Annotated in this window: 17 protein-coding genes; 1 reads left to right on the top strand and 16 read right to left on the bottom strand. The window is 64.4% G+C overall.

Annotated elements, in window-relative coordinates; translation table 11 throughout:
- Positions 1-12 precede the first annotated feature (12 nt).
- Positions 13-444: a PACE efflux transporter gene (locus AC1D34_RS25250; RefSeq protein ID WP_441488108.1), complete on the top strand. Its 432-nt coding sequence runs from the start codon at positions 13-15 to the stop codon at positions 442-444.
- A 221-nt stretch (positions 445-665) separates the two neighbouring features.
- Here the strand turns inward: AC1D34_RS25250 and AC1D34_RS25245 are convergent, their stop codons facing one another.
- The 16 genes from AC1D34_RS25245 to AC1D34_RS25170 all read right to left on the bottom strand — a co-directional run.
- Entirely contained in the window at positions 666-1,490 is an 825-nt protein-coding gene (locus AC1D34_RS25245; RefSeq protein ID WP_441488107.1) for a MipA/OmpV family protein, read from the bottom strand.
- 78 nt (positions 1,491-1,568) lie between these two features.
- A complete protein-coding gene (locus AC1D34_RS25240) occupies positions 1,569-2,948 on the bottom strand; it encodes a sigma-54-dependent transcriptional regulator (RefSeq protein ID WP_441488106.1) in 1,380 nt (459 codons plus the stop codon).
- Entirely contained in the window at positions 2,945-4,675 is a 1,731-nt protein-coding gene (locus AC1D34_RS25235) for a sensor histidine kinase (RefSeq protein WP_441488105.1), read from the bottom strand. Before AC1D34_RS25235 ends, AC1D34_RS25240 begins: the two co-directional genes overlap by 4 nt.
- A gap of 54 nt (positions 4,676-4,729) precedes the next feature.
- Positions 4,730-5,161, bottom strand: coding sequence for a DUF2147 domain-containing protein (locus tag AC1D34_RS25230; protein ID WP_441488104.1), 432 nt, complete (start codon positions 5,159-5,161; stop codon positions 4,730-4,732).
- Positions 5,148-5,564 (bottom strand): EamA family transporter, encoded by a 417-nt coding sequence (locus tag AC1D34_RS25225; RefSeq protein WP_441488103.1) that lies wholly within the window; start codon positions 5,562-5,564, stop codon positions 5,148-5,150. The genes AC1D34_RS25230 and AC1D34_RS25225 overlap by 14 nt, the downstream gene beginning before the upstream one ends.
- Positions 5,561-6,748, bottom strand: a complete 1,188-nt coding sequence (locus AC1D34_RS25220; protein ID WP_476825682.1) for a GNAT family N-acetyltransferase — start codon at positions 6,746-6,748, stop codon at positions 5,561-5,563. Before AC1D34_RS25220 ends, AC1D34_RS25225 begins: the two co-directional genes overlap by 4 nt.
- Positions 6,745-7,599: an alpha/beta hydrolase gene (locus AC1D34_RS25215; RefSeq protein WP_476825681.1), complete on the bottom strand. Its 855-nt coding sequence runs from the start codon at positions 7,597-7,599 to the stop codon at positions 6,745-6,747. The genes AC1D34_RS25220 and AC1D34_RS25215 overlap by 4 nt, the downstream gene beginning before the upstream one ends.
- A 13-nt stretch (positions 7,600-7,612) precedes the next feature.
- Complete coding sequence (locus AC1D34_RS25210) at positions 7,613-7,966, bottom strand: EamA family transporter (protein ID WP_441488100.1); 354 nt, start codon at positions 7,964-7,966, stop codon at positions 7,613-7,615.
- Positions 7,963-8,772 (bottom strand): arginase family protein, encoded by an 810-nt coding sequence (locus AC1D34_RS25205; protein ID WP_476825680.1) that lies wholly within the window; start codon positions 8,770-8,772, stop codon positions 7,963-7,965. Before AC1D34_RS25205 ends, AC1D34_RS25210 begins: the two co-directional genes overlap by 4 nt.
- Positions 8,773-8,899: 127 nt before the next feature.
- Positions 8,900-10,354: an aspartate aminotransferase family protein gene (locus AC1D34_RS25200; protein WP_476825679.1), complete on the bottom strand. Its 1,455-nt coding sequence runs from the start codon at positions 10,352-10,354 to the stop codon at positions 8,900-8,902.
- Positions 10,347-11,039: an MtnX-like HAD-IB family phosphatase gene (locus AC1D34_RS25195; RefSeq protein WP_476825678.1), complete on the bottom strand. Its 693-nt coding sequence runs from the start codon at positions 11,037-11,039 to the stop codon at positions 10,347-10,349. Before AC1D34_RS25195 ends, AC1D34_RS25200 begins: the two co-directional genes overlap by 8 nt.
- A gap of 353 nt (positions 11,040-11,392) precedes the next feature.
- Positions 11,393-12,118 (bottom strand): HpcH/HpaI aldolase family protein, encoded by a 726-nt coding sequence (locus AC1D34_RS25190; protein ID WP_476825677.1) that lies wholly within the window; start codon positions 12,116-12,118, stop codon positions 11,393-11,395.
- 7 nt (positions 12,119-12,125) lie between these two features.
- Complete coding sequence (locus AC1D34_RS25185) at positions 12,126-12,953, bottom strand: carbon-nitrogen hydrolase family protein (RefSeq protein ID WP_476825676.1); 828 nt, start codon at positions 12,951-12,953, stop codon at positions 12,126-12,128.
- Positions 12,954-13,034: 81 nt separating this feature from the next.
- Positions 13,035-14,585, bottom strand: coding sequence for an ABC transporter substrate-binding protein (locus AC1D34_RS25180; RefSeq protein ID WP_476825675.1), 1,551 nt, complete (start codon positions 14,583-14,585; stop codon positions 13,035-13,037).
- A 24-nt stretch (positions 14,586-14,609) separates the two neighbouring features.
- Positions 14,610-15,749: a C45 family autoproteolytic acyltransferase/hydolase gene (locus AC1D34_RS25175; protein WP_476825674.1), complete on the bottom strand. Its 1,140-nt coding sequence runs from the start codon at positions 15,747-15,749 to the stop codon at positions 14,610-14,612.
- Positions 15,750-15,762: 13 nt separating this feature from the next.
- Positions 15,763-17,101: ABC transporter substrate-binding protein (locus AC1D34_RS25170; protein WP_476825673.1), on the bottom strand; the 1,339-nt coding region annotated here is incomplete at its 5' end.

Genomic DNA, 17,101 nt, shown 5'->3' with positions numbered 1-17,101 from the left:
GCCCCTTAGCACATGCGCTCCGTTCGAGACCGAATCCGCCACGCACTCATGTTCGAGGCGATCGGATTAGCCATTGTCATTCCAGCGGGAGCCTATCTGTTCGGCCTGCCGGCGGGCCATATGGGCGTCATCGGCGTCGGCAGCGCAACCGTCGCCACGATCTGGAACTTCCTCTTCAACCTGGGCTTTGACCATGCGATGCAGCGTATGGTCGGCCATACCCATAAGGGTATCGGCACGCGCATCCTCCATGTCGCGTTGTTCGAGGGCGGACTTCTGATGATCCTGCTGCCGCCGATCGCCTGGTATCTCGGCATTACCCTGATGCAGGCCTTCGTGATGGATATCGCGATCGTCGTCTTCTATGTCGTCTACGCCTTCAGCTTCAACCTGGCCTATGATCGGGTCTTCCCGATCCCGGCGAGCCCGGCCTATGCCATGTGACGCTAAGACTGTCGTCGCGGCGTCAGCTCATCATGGCGGCCGCGCGCTCGGCTGAGGACTTCGTCTCCAGCCGGAGGCGAAGGCCGCCCGAGGACGAGTGTGACGGCCCGAAACGCTGATAAATCCGCCGCTGCGGGCGAGCCGGATCGAGGCGCCGTTCAGGCCGCTGTCGGCCCGGCTCGAACAGCCCCTTCACTTGGCTCTGTGCCTGAGGATTGGCGCTAACCGCCAATCTTGAAGGAATAGGTCGTGCTCAATCCGAACGAGAACTGGTCGCGCGCACCAATGGTGCGGACGATCGGCGAGCGCGCGGCATCCTGGAGCAGGCGGTCATAGCGGGCATAGGCCGTGGTCTTCCAGACGTCCGACCATGCATATTCGAGTGCCGCCGCGAGGCCCGCCGATTTGACGCCTCCCGACGGGCTGTAGGCGGCGAGGATGCCGTTCGCCTGCGATTCCTCCGGTGTCACACCAAAGTTCCTGCGCATGTAGGCCTGATTGCCGAACGAAAAGCGCGGACCGCCCGAGAGCTTGAAGCGGCCGATCGGCTGAACCCAGTCGACGAAGATATCGGCGACGATGCCATGATGGCCGTGGAAGCCCTGCCGCACCTCGATGCGGGTCCGCAGCCGGTCCTCGATCGGCCAGAACTCGGCGAAGGCGCCAGCCTCGATCGTCCAGGGCACGTCTCGCATGCCGAACAGTTTTCGATCCGAGCCGGAATAGCGACCCGACTTCAGGTCGCCGACGACGCCCATGCTGAAGCGGCTCGTCTCATACAGGGCGAAGTCCAGCCCCTCGTCGGGTGCGCTGAACCCTTCCGGCTCGCCAACCCGCCGCCAGCTCAGCGACGGCGTGCCCGACGGTCCGTAGGCCTTTGCGCCGTCATATTTGGGACCGATCTGACCCGAGCCGCCGAGCGTCACGATCCAGCCGGAGGCCGGAGTGGGGTTCAGCAGCGCCGGAGCCGGATCGGCCGCGACAGCAACCTGGGATCCAGCGACCAGGCACAGACCGGCGACGGCAAGCTTAGGGTAGGCGGGCACAATCGTCGCTCCTGCAGGACACCCACTCGCTTGCCATATCTGAACTCTGTCGCAAACCGGTAAAGATCGAACCCAGCGTCACTCGACGATTTTTCTGCCGAGTTTCACGTCCAGTTTCTTAATGCGGTGCCACAGGCTGCGCTCGGCAATGCCGAGGAGCCGCGCGGCCTGGACCTGGACGCCGTCCGTACGCCGCAGCGCCTCGATGATGAAGCCGCGCTCGAGCCGCTCGAGTTCGGCATCGAGATCGTTCGGGAGGCGATCGCGCTCGGCGCGCCGCGCGCCACCTTCAAACAAGTCGCGAGGCAGATCCGGGACGTCGATGGTCGGGGACTTCGCGACGATCACGGCGCGCTCGACGCAATTATGCAGCTCACGGATATTACCGGGCCAGTCATGGCCGTCCATCGCCGAGAGAGCGGCCGGGGTAAAGCCGGTCACGCGCTTGCCCATCGCCTCGGCCAGCGTCGCGAGGAAATGGGCGGCGAGGATCGGGATGTCCTCGCGCCGCTCACGCAGGGCAGGCAACTGGATCGGGAAGACGTTGAGCCGATAGAACAGGTCCTCCCGGAACTCGCCGGACGCAACCGCCTGGCGCATGTCCCTATGGGTTGCCGCGATCAGCCGGACATCCACCGTCTGACTGCGGGTGCCGCCGACAGGTTCGAAGCTGCGCTCCTGAACTGCACGCAACAGCTTCGCCTGAACGGCGATCGGCATATCGCCGATCTCGTCGAGGAAGAGYGTTCCGCCATCGGCGGCGGCGAAGCGGCCGACGCGGTTGGCCAGCGCTCCGGTAAAGGCACCTTTCACATGACCAAAGAGCTCGCTTTCGAGCAATGTCTCGGGGATGGCAGCGCAATTGATCGCGACAAAGGGCTTGTTCCGGCGCGGACTGTTGAAATGGATCGCGCGTGCGACGACCTCCTTGCCGGTGCCGCTTTCTCCGTTGAGCATGACCGTGGCGCGCGTCTCACAGACCTCGGTGACCTGCTCGATCACCCTTCTGAAGGGCGGGCTTGTTCCGATCAGATTTTCGAAGCTGTAACGGCCCTCGAGTTCGCCCCGCAGCCGCTCATTGTCGCGCACCACCTCGGCCAGCCGCAAGGCGCGGCGAATGACGGCTGCGACATCCTCCATCTCGAACGGCTTGGCGATGTAGTCGAAGGCGCCCTCCTTCACGAGTTCGACAGCGTCGCGAACCGTGGCAAAGGCGGTGATGACCACGACCGGAACATCCGGCCAGCGCTTGCGCACCTCCTGTAGCAGGGCGCGCCCATCCATCCCGGGCAGGCGCAGATCGGTCAACACGAGGTCGAACCGTTCCTGCTCCAGACTGGAAAGCGCCTCGCGGGCGTTTTCGACGGCGGTCGCGCGATAGCCGAGATCATCCAGCGCAGCCGCCAGAACATCGGCCAGTCGGGTTTCGTCATCGACGACCAGGATGCTGTGGGTCATCCGGGTGCTCCACGCTCCAGCAGAGGCAATGTAATCGTGAACGAGGCGCCCTGCCCCGGCGAGCTCGCATAATGGGCGCGGCCACCATGCGCAGCAGCGACGGATTGCACCTTCGCGAGGCCAAGCCCCGTGCCCTTCGTCTTGGTGGTGAAGAAGGGATTGAAGATCTCGCCCCTGATCTCGTCCGCCACGCCATCCCCCTGATCGCTGATTGTCAGCGAAATCTCTCCATCGGTCGATGTGAGCTCCGCCGTGATCATTCCGCCGGCGGGCATCGCATCGATCGCGTTCAGGACGAGATTCAGGCCCGCCTGATGGAGCTGGTCCGGGTCGCCCGAGATCAGCCCACCCCCGCTATGATCCCTGATGTCGAGGACGACGCCATGACGGTCAAGCTCCGGCATGGCGATCGAGGCCACCCGATCGATCACCGCGCGGAATGGAAAGACCGTCTTGCTCGGCGCCTTGGGCTGAGCGAAGTCGAGAAAGTCCCGCACCAGCGTCTCGATGCGGCGTACCTCCTCAATCACATAACCAAGCATGCGGTCCTCGGCGGCCCCGAGCTTGGCGCGATTGCGCACCACCTCGGTCGAGGTCTTGATGATACCGAGCGGGTTGCGGACTTCATGGGCAATCACCATCGCCGCTTGCCCAAGGGCCGAGAGCCTGTCGCGACGCCGGAGCTCGGTCTCCAGAGCATGCAGCTTGCCGAGCTGCTCCGCCATACCGTTGAAGCCTGCGGCGAGCTGCGCAATCTCGCGCCCGCCGGTTTCAGGAACCCGTTGCTTGAAATCGCCTGCTGCAATCGCCCGGACGCCGCGCGTCAACGCACGCAGCGGCTTGACCAGGATACCCGACATCGCAGCGCCGACGATGATCGAGATGAGGCTACCGAGCAGGAAGATGCCGATGAAGAGCTGGGATGGTCCAAGCTGCTCGAAGAAATCGGCACCGCTCGGCAGCCCGATGAATGCGACAGCCGCCAGCTTGCCATCGATACCGCGGAAGGCGGTGTAGACCGCACGATAGGCGCCGCCATCGGCCTCGCGGTCAAAGATCGTATCCTCGCCCTTCGCCAGGCGCTCACGGATCGCATCGGGTACCGTGCGCGTATCGTCCGGATGGGTCAGCATGACGGATTCGAGGCCCGCGCTGGTCTCGGCGAAGAGCCGGACATCCAGCGAGGTCACCACCTTGATGCTGCCGAGATAGGAATCATCGAGCCAGGTGCCGACAAGAACGTAAGCCGGCTTGTCATTGACCTGGACGCTCTGCACGGCGCCGGCCATGAGGTGCTTTTCATCCCCGGTCGTGATCTTGAAGATGCCCTGGCTCGTTTCGGTGGGCAGGACAGCCGAGGACGTGAAGTCGCGCGAGGTGAACAGCATTTCGCGCCGATCGTCATAGATCGCGATCAGGTCATAGCCGACCGAACTGAGCAGCGCGAACTCCCGCTCGATGGCCTTGGGGCGGCGAAGATCGCCATGGACCGAAGTCTCCAGGCGGTGGCCGATGACGCTGGAGACGCGCTGCGCCTCCTGTGTCGCCTCGGTCACCTCGAGCATGAAGAAGCGCGAGGTCTCGCCGAGCCATTGCTCGACATTCGCCTCAAAGGCGGAGGAGATCAGCCGTGCCGCGACATAGGCAGAGGTCAGCATCGCCGGGACGCTGACGAGCAGGAAGCCGATCACAAGCCTCAACCGCAGCGACGTCTTGCGAATTGGCATCAAGCCGTCTCCAGGACAATGGAAGGCTGCGTTCTGCCCAAGCAGGACGTCCGCTCAGGGTCGCCTCGTCCAGGTGTCGTCATCGCAGATAAAACCACCCAGCACGCACCCCTTTACGACGAGTGTCCTCTGTGACTGCAAGCTGATCGTGGTCTTGTAAGTGCGACCATCCTCCGGATTATACCCCTCCCCTGCAAGCAGCCCCGCCGTACCCTCAGGCCTGAAGCCAGTCAGGACCTGGACACCGAGCAGCGAGCGCCCGCGCAAATTGCTGTTGGGGTTTGATCGGTCGACCCGCTCCTGCTTGAGCCAGACGATCTTGCCGCAGAGCGCCTGCCCGCAGCGCGCGATCGCAATCTCGGACTCGCCATCGGAATCGCGCCAGCGCCCGACGACCTCGCTCATCGGGTCCGCAGCGGCGGCATGCAGTGACGGCATCGCCACCAACGCGGCGAGAACAAGCATTCTAGCGCTAAGTCTGGCCATCGCCATCCTCCTGATCCTCCCAACCCAAAGCAATGACGCCGGCGACGATCAGGGCGATGCCACCGGCTTGAACGGCATCGATCCGTTCGCCGAGCGCAAGCCAGGCGAGCAGAGGCACCGTGACATAGGCGAGCCCGGTCATCGGAAAGGCGCGGCTGAGCGGCATGTCACGCAGGATCAGCATCCAGACGATGAACGTTGCGGCATAGCCGAGCGCCGCCAGCCAGACGCCCGGCAGCGTCGATGCCCTGATCATCATCTGCAGCCCGAAATCCATGTCGGCGAGCCCGTCCGCCCCCCATTTGAAGGCAAGCTGGGTCGCGGTATCGAGCGCAATGAAGACCGTCCAGATCCAAAGCTGGCGCCATGGCACGGGCTGCCGCGAGGTCTCGATCGTGCTCATGCCGCCTGCTCCCTTTCCGCCTGCTCCCTTGCCGGTGTCCGGCGCAGCGCCCGCAGGTCCGGATCGAACCTGTCGAAGGCGAACCAGGGACTGGCCGATTTCAGGGCCCATTGCAGCGCGGCATTCCGGTGCCTGAAGAAGACCGTTGAAGGCACCAGCCGGCTGCCGAAGCGCAGTTTCGACGCATAGGCTGTCTGGCCGGTCTGCAGCCTGGCGATGCCGCGTTCGAGACAGAAACGAACATTCGTCATCCAGCTCACCACATAGAGGTTGTGCTGGCGGGCGAGCGGGTAGCGCATGCCGAGGAACTTATCGATCACCCTGTCATTCTCGATCAGCAGCAGATTGAAGGCGGCGRGCGTCTGGCCCACCCAATAGAGAGCAAAGACGGCGCGCTCGCCGAGCGCCGCCGAGACAGCCTTGAAGTAACCCGGGGGGAGCACCTCCAGATTACCGTAGTCGAGGCCGCTCTCGGCCCGCGTCGACTCGTAGAGCTCGGCGATCTCGCTCTCGATACCCTCGAGCCCATGCCGCATCTCGACCCGGACCTCGCCGGCCTTCGCCAGCTTGCGCCGGATATCCTTGCGCGTGGCAGCCGAGAGCGAGGCGAGATAGTCCGCCTCGCCAGCGAAGGGCAGATCGAGGACCGCGAACGGCAGGCTGCCGACACCAGCAAATCCCCGCGACAGCAGAGCATCACGCAGATCCGATGCACCCTGCGCGGCAACATCCTTCCAGGCCACGACATCGGCCCCCACGCTTCGGGCGTGCTGGTCGAGAATTTCGCCCAGCGCGGCGAATGCGGACGCGGATTGATCCGATCCAAGCCCATTGCGCACGCAGGCATGACAGCGTTCGGCATAGGGCGAGCCGACACAGAGCACCTTGAGGGAGACGAGACGCGGCGCCAGCCTGAACACCGCATCTCCGAAGCGCCGGAGCCCACCCTGAAATGGCGTATCAAGCCGATAGGTGAACAGGAAGAACGGCGCGATGGCACTGATGCCAAGGGCATCCTCGACACAGGCCGCGCCCATGGCGATCCCGCTGCCGCTTCCGGCCAGCGCCTGCTCGCAGGCGCTGTAATAGGCATGGTTTTCGGCTTCGCCGGGGCAGCAGAGATCCCACGCCTCGGGCGCAATCTCGGCGATCCGTTCGAGGATGCGGGCGCGCGGCGCGTTCATTCCGCCGCAACGGCGCAGAGGCTCGCCGGCTCCCGTCGGACCTTGTCTGGAACGGACAGCCGCGCCGCCAGGGCAAGCGAGCGGTCGATCACGACATCGCGCTGCTGGTCGATGGTCACGAGATGATAGCTGTCATTCAGCACGACGGTATCGACGATTCCGCCAAGGCGCCGCTGGATATAGGCCGCATTGGAGAGACCGGAGATGTCGTCCTCGCGCGCCTGCACGACGAGCACGGGACAGGTGATCTCGCCCATCCGGCGGCGCGTGTCCTTGATCAGCGCCCACATCTGCTGAAGCGAGCCCGCGGGCGTGCCCAGGAGGCCGGCCTGCGAGCTGTCCCCGCCGCCCATCGCCCCCACGATCATCGCGCGGGTGCGCTCATCCTTGACGCCATAGGGCTCGCGCTCGACAAAGCGATAGCGGCGGCCCATGGGCGTGTTGATCAGCAGCTTCAGCAGAAAGCTGTACCAGGGGATCGACCAGCCATCGTACCAGAGCGTCGGGGCGTAGAGGGCAAGCCCCTGCACGTCGTCGCGGTGGCGTGCCGCGATATGCATCGCCATCACCGCCCCCATCGACAGTCCCCCGACGATGACCGTGTCGCAAATCAGCTTCATCCGTGCGAGCTCGGCCTCGACGCTGGCTGTCCAGTCGCGCCAGCCCGTCGCCAGGAGATCGCCCTCGCTGCCGCAATGCCCTGCCAACTGGGGGCAATGAACGGTGTGACCGGCCCGCGCCAGCGCGCGCGCGACGAGCCGCAGCTCAACTGGCGTGCCCCCCAGGCCATGGATCAGGAGGAACCCGGTCCGGCCACCGGCGAAGCGAAGGCTGTTGTCTTTTGCTGCCACGGAAACGGATCCCTCAGGCGGTGCGGGCGACGATGACGACGCCAAGAGTGATGAGACAGGCGCCGAGCCATTGCCGACGCACGACGCGCTCCTTGAGGAACACGGCGCTGGCAAGCGTGACGCCAAGGAAATTCAGGCTGGCGATCGGGAACGCGATCGAAAGCGGCACTTCGGCAAGAATCCGCAGCCAGACCACGACCTCGACGAGGTAGATCAGGATTCCCCAGCAGATCCAGCTGTCGCGCAGCGCGGCCAGGACGAGCGCCCGTCCGTGTACGTCGGGCAAACGATCAGCCCCAAGCTTGAAGCAGAGCTGGCCTGCKACATCGCAGATCACCGACAAGGCGAACCAGAGCACGAGCGTCATGACAGCACCCGGTCGAAGCAATCCAGCAGGACACCGTTCACGCGCGCATTGACCGCCAGCTCGGCGTCCGTGACCTGGCGTCGCGGCGGATGATCGAAATAGGCGAGCGTCGCCCGGAACGGATCGGCGAAGCGTGGCTCGGAATAGTCGCCGCAGATATCGACGCCGACGATCTCGCACTGCCCCGCCAGCCGCTCGATCGCGTGCAGCAGATTCTCGAGCGGCAGCTCGCCCTGATCCCAGTTGGTCGCGGCGTCGCCCGGGCCAAGAACATCCTTGTCGATCGTCAACCAGATCCGACGGGTCGGCAGGTTGCGGATCAGCTCATCGAGGAAGTCGTCCCAGTTCTCATCCGCGAGATTGCGCCAGTGCAGCGCCCCGGCCTTCTGCGTGTGCCCGCGTCCATCACGATAGCGGCGCCAGACGCGAGAGGGCGCATGCCGCCATGGGTAGAGTTCGATCCGCCCGTCGGAGACCGCGTCCAGATTGGCGAATTGCCATTCCGGCCTGACCAGGTCGCTGCTGCACGGGCCGATCGTCACGACCCGTTTGACGTGTTCGAGTTCGAGGGCGCGGTTGACCCAGGCGCCGCAATTCACGGTCGCCGGAAACCGCACCCAGTCGGGGTGATTGTCGAAATGCACGACCGTCAGCGGCCGACCGGTCTGCGCAAGCAGGCCGGCCGTCAGATGATGGAAGTCGCCTGATCCGTAGAATGTCACGGAAGCCTCGCCTTCGCGCATGGGTTTCGCGCGCAGTCGCTCGTGCAGCAGGCTCAGCGCCCGCCTGCTTGCGACGATACGCAATGCGCTTCCAAGATCGGTCGCATCGATGCGGGTGGCGGCTCCCGCCTGCGCCGGTGCAGCGGCTCCTGAACCGCCGCACTGCCGTCGAGGTCGATCACACGCAACTGCACGTCCGACCTCGCCGTTTTCAAACCCTGGCGACGCGCGTGAACAACTGATCGAGCAGCGCAAGCGCCAGATCGATCTCCGCGTGGGTCATTGTCAGCGCCGGAGCCAGTGTAATGACGTTCTTGTGGTAGCCGCCGATGTCGAGGACGAGCCCGTAGCGCTGGCCGTCGACCACCAGATCGGCCTTCATGCCTTCGTCGCACATCAGGTCGACCAACCGCTTCGACGGGGTGTAGCTGTCATGCGGCTCGCAGATCTCGATGCGCAGCGCCATGCCGAGACCATCGACATCGCCAACGATCCGGTGCCGGCGCTTCAGTTCCTGGAGGCCTTCGAGGAAATAGGCCCCTTTCTCCATCACCATGGTCTCGTAGTCGTCCTCCTCCATCATCTTCATCGCCTCGAGCGCGACGGCGGTGCCGAGCGGGTTCGCGTTGAAGGTCGAGTGGGTCGAACCTGGCGGGAAGATGGTGGGGTTGATCAGCTCTTCCTTGGCCCAGATGCCGGAGAGCGGGTTCAGCCCGTTGGTGACCGCCTTGCCGAAGACGATCACATCCGGCTGCACGCCGAAATGCTCGATCGACCACAGCTTTCCGGTCCGGTAGAAGCCCATCTGGATCTCGTCGACGACGAGCAGGATGCCGTGCTGATCGAGGACCTTCTTCAGCTCGATGAAGAAATTCGGAGGCGGAATGACGTAGCCGCCGGTGCCCTGGAGCGGCTCGACATAGAAGGCCGCATATTCCGACTGGCCGGCCTTGGGATCCCAAACGCCGTTATACTCGCTCTCGAACAGGCGCGCGAACTGCTTCACGCAATGCACGCCGTATTCTTCCTTGCTCATGCCCTTGGGCGCGCGGAAATGGTAGGGAAACGGCACGAACTGGGCCCGCTCGCCGAAATGGCCGAAGCGCCGGCGATAACGGTAGGACGAGGTGATGGCGGAGGCACCGAGCGTGCGGCCGTGATAGCCGCCCTCGAAGGCGAACATCAGGCTCTTGCCGTTGCTCGCATTGCGCMCGAGCTTCAGTGAATCCTCGACCGCCTGTGCGCCGCCGACATTGAAATGCACCCGGCCCTTGCTGCCGAATTTCGCCTGCGCATCACGGGCGATCATCGCGGCGAGTTCGATCTTCTCGCGGTGGAGATACTGGCTCGCAACTTGCGGCAGAGTGTCGATCTGGCGCTTCAGCGCCGCGTTCAGGCGCGGATTGGCGTAGCCGAAATTGACCGCCGAATACCACATCTGCAGATCGAGGAAGCGATTGCCCTCGGCATCGAACATGTAGGAGCCGTCGCAGCCCGAGAAGATCTTCGGGAACTGCGTGTAATGGACCGTGTCGCCATGGGAGCAGTATTCCGCTTCGAGGGCGAGCAGGCGCGCCTCCTCCTCGGCATGGAGGCTCGTCGGCCGGGATTGCAGACCAGCCAGTACCGGGGAAGCCGGCTCAAGCAAGGCGTATCCGTCATCCATGGATCATATCCTTGAGTTGGTTCTGGGCTCCGCTCGTCACCGGGCTGGCCAGCAGTTCTTCCAGCAGGCCGACGGCCTCGGAAAAATCGGAGAAGGGGTGATGAGGCAGAGCGTTGTCGTGGCAATGCCCGATGAGGCTTTTCTTGGCGAAGACGAGATCCGCCTGGCCGGCGAGACAGAAATCCGAGCGGCCGTCACCGACGAGCAGGGTCAGCGGTCGTCCGAAGCCGTCGGCCACTCGGCATTTGCAGGTGCCGCTCGCGCAATCGCCGGATAGTGCAGCATGCGGCGACGTCAACTGCCAGCGCTCGCCGCCGACCGCAGCGAGGTGATTGGCGATGACGGGCAGTGCGCCGAGCCCGATCCGGCCCAGCACCGCGCGGATCGTGCGGTCAAGGCCGTCGGAGACGACCGTAACCGGGATATCGTGCCGCCGGCAGAGTGCGACGAAGGCGCTGAAGCCACTATCGATCGCAATCGTCTCGGTGAAGCCGTCGAGCACGGCCGGCAGCACGCGCAGCAATTCGACCTGCCTGGCCATGCATTCGCGGGAGCCGATCCGGCCGGAAACCCAGTCGTCCTCGATAGCCTCCCAGCCCGGTCCCGCGAAACGGGCCAGGATCTGGTCGGTCGTGTCTTCACACGTTATCGTTCCGTCGAAATCGACGATGGCCTGCCACAGCATGCTCGGCGCTCATTTGTAGCTCTCGGTGAATGCCGGTAACGCAAGCGCTGTGCCATCTCGCAATCAATTGATATTGCTACAGATTCAGACAAATTGTCTGCGCCGTCCGCCTCCCATTCGCGGAGCTTCCCTCAAAAATTGGAGCCAAACCCTGCGTCGGCTCATCGGACAGGGAGGCCGATGGCGGCGACCTCATGCAGCGCCGCAACGACGCGGCGTTGCCCGCTTTCTTCACATGAGAAGCCGAGAGGTCCGTCTGGCGGAGGAGATCATTGCCCCGTCAGCGCGGGGGAGGCCGACATCTCTGCAAGCCCGGAACCGCCCAGTGGTCAGGCGTACGAGGCCGCGCATCGTTACACGGCAGTGCGCGCCATCTGGAGCCCGCTGGCCATCGCTGCCTGCTGCTCCGCGACCACCAGGAGTGACGCGCCGTGTTCCCCGGCGAAAGCTCGTTCTGCTGCGGACCATGCCGGCATGATCCAGGGCTTTTCCGCTGCAGCGCAGGCTGAAGCGATCCGGCCGATATCGCCCCTGTCGGCATCACTGAAGCGATAGCGACCTCTCCCCCGCGTCAGCGAAAGGTCCGAGGGGCCAACGAAAACGCCATCCACGGTCGGCAGGGCGAGAATGGCTTCGACATCGGCAAGCGCCTCGGCCGTCTCGATCATCGGGTAACAGGCGGTTTCGCGGTTATCGTCCTCGAAATAGCTGGCGGACGGCGCGCCATAGCGGACGCTGCGGGCTCCGGCATAACTCCGGGTTCCCAGCATCGGGTATTTCGCCGAACGGCAGATTGCCGTTGCATGCGCCACCGAACCGACATGCGGGATCACGACGCCATTCGCGCCGAAATCGAGCGCCTGCTGGATCGGCTCGGCCTGCGGCCCGGCAACCTTGACCAGAACTTCGAGCTTCAGGGCGCGAGCAAGTGGAATGAGCTTGTCGAGATCCCCAAGCGACAGCGTCCCGTGCTCGACATCGAGAACGAGCGTATCGAATGCCAGGTCCGCCGCGATTTCGACGAAGACCACGTCGGGCGCTGCAAGCCAGCAGCCGATCTTGGGCTGTTTCCGCGTCATCGGATGCTCACCTGACAGAGGCAAAGGGCAGACGGCGGTGGCGCGCCAGCGGGATGCGCGTGCGGGCGAGATCGATCGCGGCAAGATCCAGCCGAGCTGCAACGATGCCTTCGCCCAGGGCGCGCTTGGCGATGACCGCGCCCCATGGTTCGGCGATGAGCGAGTGCCCGTAATTGTAGAGGATCTGCCCATCTTCCTCGAAGGGCCCCTCCTGCCCGGGCGCGAGAATGAAGCACTGGCTCTCGATGGCACGGGCCCGCAGCAGCGGCTCCCAATGCTCCTTGCCGGTGTGCAGGGTAAAGGCTGCCGGCACCGCGATCATGCGGGCGCCAGCGTCGACAAGCGCGCGAAACAATTCGGGGAAACGCAGATGATAGCAGATCGTGCAGCCGACCCTGACGCCGTCGAGATCGAAGGTCACCAGCTCGGATCCCGCGCCGTAGATCTTGCCTTCGTCATAGACCGTGCCATCCGGCGCGGTGATCGCGAAGAGGTGGATCTTGCGATAGCGGGCGACCTCGCGCCCCATGCGGTCGAAGACGAGACTGGTGTTGAAGATGCGGTCTCCGTCACGCTCGTTCAACGAGCCGCCATGGATGTAGACGGCGTGGCGGGCGGCAGCCTCTCGCAGCATGGCATAGGCTTCGCCGCCCGGGCACGGCTCGGCCGCGGCGCGCTGTGCGTCGGCATCGCCGCCATAGAGCGTGAAGCACTCCGGCAGCATGACGAGATCGGGATTCTCTTCTCGGCAGGCCTGTTCGATCAGGCGCTGTGCGATGGCGATATTGGCGGCCTTGTCCTGGCCGCCATTCATCTGGATCAACGCGACTTTCATCATGTCTCGCTTGTTGGGGACACCTGGTGGACGACAGCGCAGGCGAGCCGCTGGAGGGCGGCTTGCCTGCGCGCCCATCGGTCACTTCTTGAGGCTGACGGCCCAGAGTCTCGGCTTCGGCATGATGGTCGCGGCATAGCCCTGGACGCTCGTGCGCGCCGCGGCGACTTCGACACCGTTATAGAGCATCAGAAACGGCGCCTGCTCGATGAAGAGAGCATGGAGCTTGTCGAACAGGGCCTGACGTTCGCCATCCTTGGTCGACGCCAGGATATCGCGCAGGAGTTCCTCCGCCTGCGGATCGTCCCAGATCCGGTTCGGCCGCTTGTCCTTCGAGCCCATCACCGCGCCATAGGCCAGGGCGGGGTCATAGCGGGCCGAATAGGAGAAGGACTGCATCTGGTAGTTGCCCTTGCTGTAGCGATCGAGCTGCGTCGCCCATTCCAGCACCTCGAGCGTCGCGTTGATTCCGGCCGATTGCAGCATCGCCTGGGCGATGACAGCGCTCTCATAGGTGTCGCGCTCGTTCTTGTTCGCCATCAGCACAATCGGCTGGCCGGCATAACCCGCCTCCTTCAGYAGGCGGGCAGCCTTGTCCGGGTCATAGCTATGGAGGCGGGCCTGCTCCTTCGAGTAGAAGCGCGATTCCGTCGGGACGACCGAAGCGTTTGGTTGCCCCAGCCCCTCCGATACGGCCTTGACGAGTTCGCGCGTGTCGATCGCGGCGGCGATGGCCTGACGCATCTTGACGTTGGCCAGCAGCGGATCGCGGGTCTGCAGCAGGATCGTGTTGAGCATCATGGTCGGCGAGGACGAGACCTTGATCTCCGGCCGCGCCTTCAGCTGTGGAATATCGGCTGCCGCCAGCGAAGGCAGGATGTCGATATTGCCACGCAGCAGCGCGGCCTTGGCCGTGGCGTTGTCGGGGATCACCATGAAATTGACGGTATCGACGAGCGCGCGCTTACCCCCGACATAACCATCCGGCTCGCCGCCGCGATCGGTATAGCCGTCGAACCTGTCAAGGCGGACATATTCACCGCGCTTCCATTCCCCGAACTTGAATGGCCCGGTCCCGACCGGCGCCTTGAACGAGCCGTCAGGGTTGAAGGACGAGCGGGCGATGATCGCAGTCTGCCCGCACTGGTTCCGCGCGATGCCCGCGAGAAAGACAGAACTCGGCCGGTTCAGGGTGAAGACGACGGTGTCCGCATCGGGAGCGGCGATCTCGACCTTGAGTATGTCCGATCCGTTGTACTCTCCCGTGCAGAGCCAGCCCGTCTTCGGGTCCATGTAGCGCTGCCAGTTCCAGACGACATCCGCGGATGTCAGCGTCGTGCCATCGTGGAACTTCACGCCCTTGCGCAGCCTGAGCGTATAGGTCAGCCCATCCGGAGACACCTCGATGCTGTCTGCGAGCAGCGGCTTCGGGGTGCCGTTGGCGGAGTAGCCGACGAGGCCCTCGACCATGTGAAGCACCACGCCATCCGTCGTGTCGTCCCGGTTCACCCCGGGATTGACGCTCCGGATATCGGCATTGAGACGCACGCGCAGAGTGTCGGCCTCAGCCGTCGACGCCTGAAAACAGGCAGCACCCATCATCAATGCGAGTGCCGTGAAACGCATTCTCATTCATTCCTCCCGTGGATAGAAATGTCAGGCCGCGAGCATCTTCGGCTCGTCGGCGAGGCTGTATTGGGTGAAGCGGCGATCGAGGGCGGGAAGAGCAGCCACCTCCATCACGCCGCTCGCCGGCTCCATCACCACCATCGCGACGGTCGCCGAGAGGTGAGCGTCGCGCAGGCCGGGCCGCGGTGGCCGGCAGACGCTGTAGGGCGTGGCGAAATCGTCGAAGAGCGCAGCCTTAACCTCGGCGGCGGACAGGGTGCCACCGCTCTGATCCAGCAATCGGCGCACACGCCAGTCGCGGTAGACGCTGTCCGGCACGTTGATGAGACCGGTATCCCTGAGCTTGCCGAGCGCAATGGGACTGACCCAGTGATTGGCGTGCACGATCAGCCCGTCGCTCGGATAGATCGCGAAAGCCTCGTCCGGGGCGCATTCGTAATTGACCGCAAACCCCTCTGCGCTCGACAGGATCATGTTGTTCGAGCAGGTCTTCTGCGTCGTCGCGACGGCCCTGATCGCGAAAGCGAGATGGGATTGCTCGAGCACCTTGCGGCGGATCAAGGCAAGCGGCACCCCCTGCTGGCGATAGTCGCGGTCGCTGTCGAGATAATTGGCGGTGATGGCGAGCCCAGCCGCATTCATGCCGGAACGGGCAAGCCCCCCGGCCTCGACGAAGGTCAGGAAATCCGGGCCGTTATCGGGGCGCACCCGCAGCACGATCGCCGTCTCCGCGCATTCGGCGCGCCAGTCCCAGTTCTGGGCGTGGATCAGCCGCCCMGACAGGCTGCGCTCCGGCATGACCACGAGACCGGTGCAGCCATCATCGGCTTCGTCTTGTTCCCGCTGCGGCCTGCTCCGTTCGATGCGGGCCTTGGCGATGACCTCGGTCCTGGCATTGACCATCACGATGTCTTCGAGCGTGACGCCAGCCCCTTCGGCTATCCCGCGCATCTCCTCGATGTAATGGGCTCCGAAGGCCTCGATCTCGCCCGCGAACGCCGTGATCAGTTCGGACTGGGCCGCGGCCGAGTAGCCGAACTCCGCGAGCTGGTCGCCATAGAGCCCGACGCTCCGGCGCACGCGCTCCCTGGCGGCCTCGCCATATTGCCGGCCGCGCTCGCGCGGGGCACCGGAGATGGAGACGAAGGGAAAGGGCGAGGTCGTCATTGGCATGCTCCTGCTAACGGGTGATCCACACGCCCCAGGCGCGCATCTTGCCGAAGCCGGTGACGCCGATGCCGTCGACGCGGTCGCTCGAGGCTTCGACGAGGGGGGTGTTGTAGAGGCTGACGATCGGTGCCTGGTCGATCATGCGCAGGTGCAGTTCGTCGAAGATCGCCTGGCGTCGGCCGGGATCGAGCTCCGCCGTCGACGAGGACAACAGCGCGATCGCATGCGGGTCCTCCCACTGGTTGTCAGGATCGACATCCTTGGAGCCGACGATCGTCTTGTAGTTCAGCGAAGGTTCGAGCCGTGCCGTGAAGCGGAAGGACTGAAGCTGGAAATTGCCCTTGCTGTAGCGGTCGAGCTGGGTTGCCCATTCCAGCACCTCGAGATCGACATTGAAGCCCGCCTGCTTGAGCATCGACTGGAGAATGATGGCGGTATCGTAGAGATGGGCGAGCTTCTGCGACGTCTGCAGCTTGATCGGCCGCCCGTCATATCCGGCCTCCTTCAGCAGCCTGCGGGCGAGATCGGGGTCGTAGGCATAACCCTTGCCGTGGACGGCCGTGTGGGCCGAACTCGAGTCCGGGATGGCCGAGGGATTGGGCTTGCCGAGCCCGTCCGTCCTGGTTTCCACCAGCGTCTTGAGATCGATAGCATGGGCCAGCGCGCGTCTGACGCGAATATCGGCGAAGAGCGGATCGCGTGTCTGGACGAGCAGCACGTTCCAGCTCAGCCCCTGTGCGGTCGAGACCCTGACGCCCTTGGCCGCCCTCAGCTCGACCACATCCGAAACATCGGTGACGATCCAGTCGATCTGGCCTGCCCGCAAGGCCGTCCTGCGCGTGGCATCGTCGGGCACCACCATCCAGCGCACCTGATCGACATGGGCGAGGCGCGCGCCGGCATAGCCGCTCATCGGCTCGGAACGCGGTCGGTAGCCGGCAAATTTCTTGAGGAGGATGAACGAGTTCTTGCGCCACTCGGCGAAGGTGAAGGGGCCCGTGCCGACCGGCTGACGCCACTCGCCGTTCGGCCCGACCGAATCCTTGTGCAGGATGCCGGTCAGGCATTGGACATTGGCGACATAGTGCAGGAAGAGCGCCGACGGCGCGGCGAGCCTGAAGACCACCGTGCGGGCATCGGGCGTCTCGATCGCCTCGATCTTGGCGTCCTGCGAACCGTCATACCAACCCCGGCACTGCCATTTCGTCGCCGGGTCCAGCATTCGGTCCCAGCTCCATTTCACGTCCGCCGAGGACATCGGCGCACCGTTATGGAAGGTGATGCCGTCGCGCAGGGTGAAGCTGTAGCTGCGGCCGCCATCGGCGACCGTGTAGGACTCGGCCAGCAAC

Source organism: Allobosea sp. P1_A7, assembly GCF_056406775.1.
Note: the sequence above shows the minus strand (reverse complement) of the source record. Positions and strands in the feature narration are given on the sequence as shown.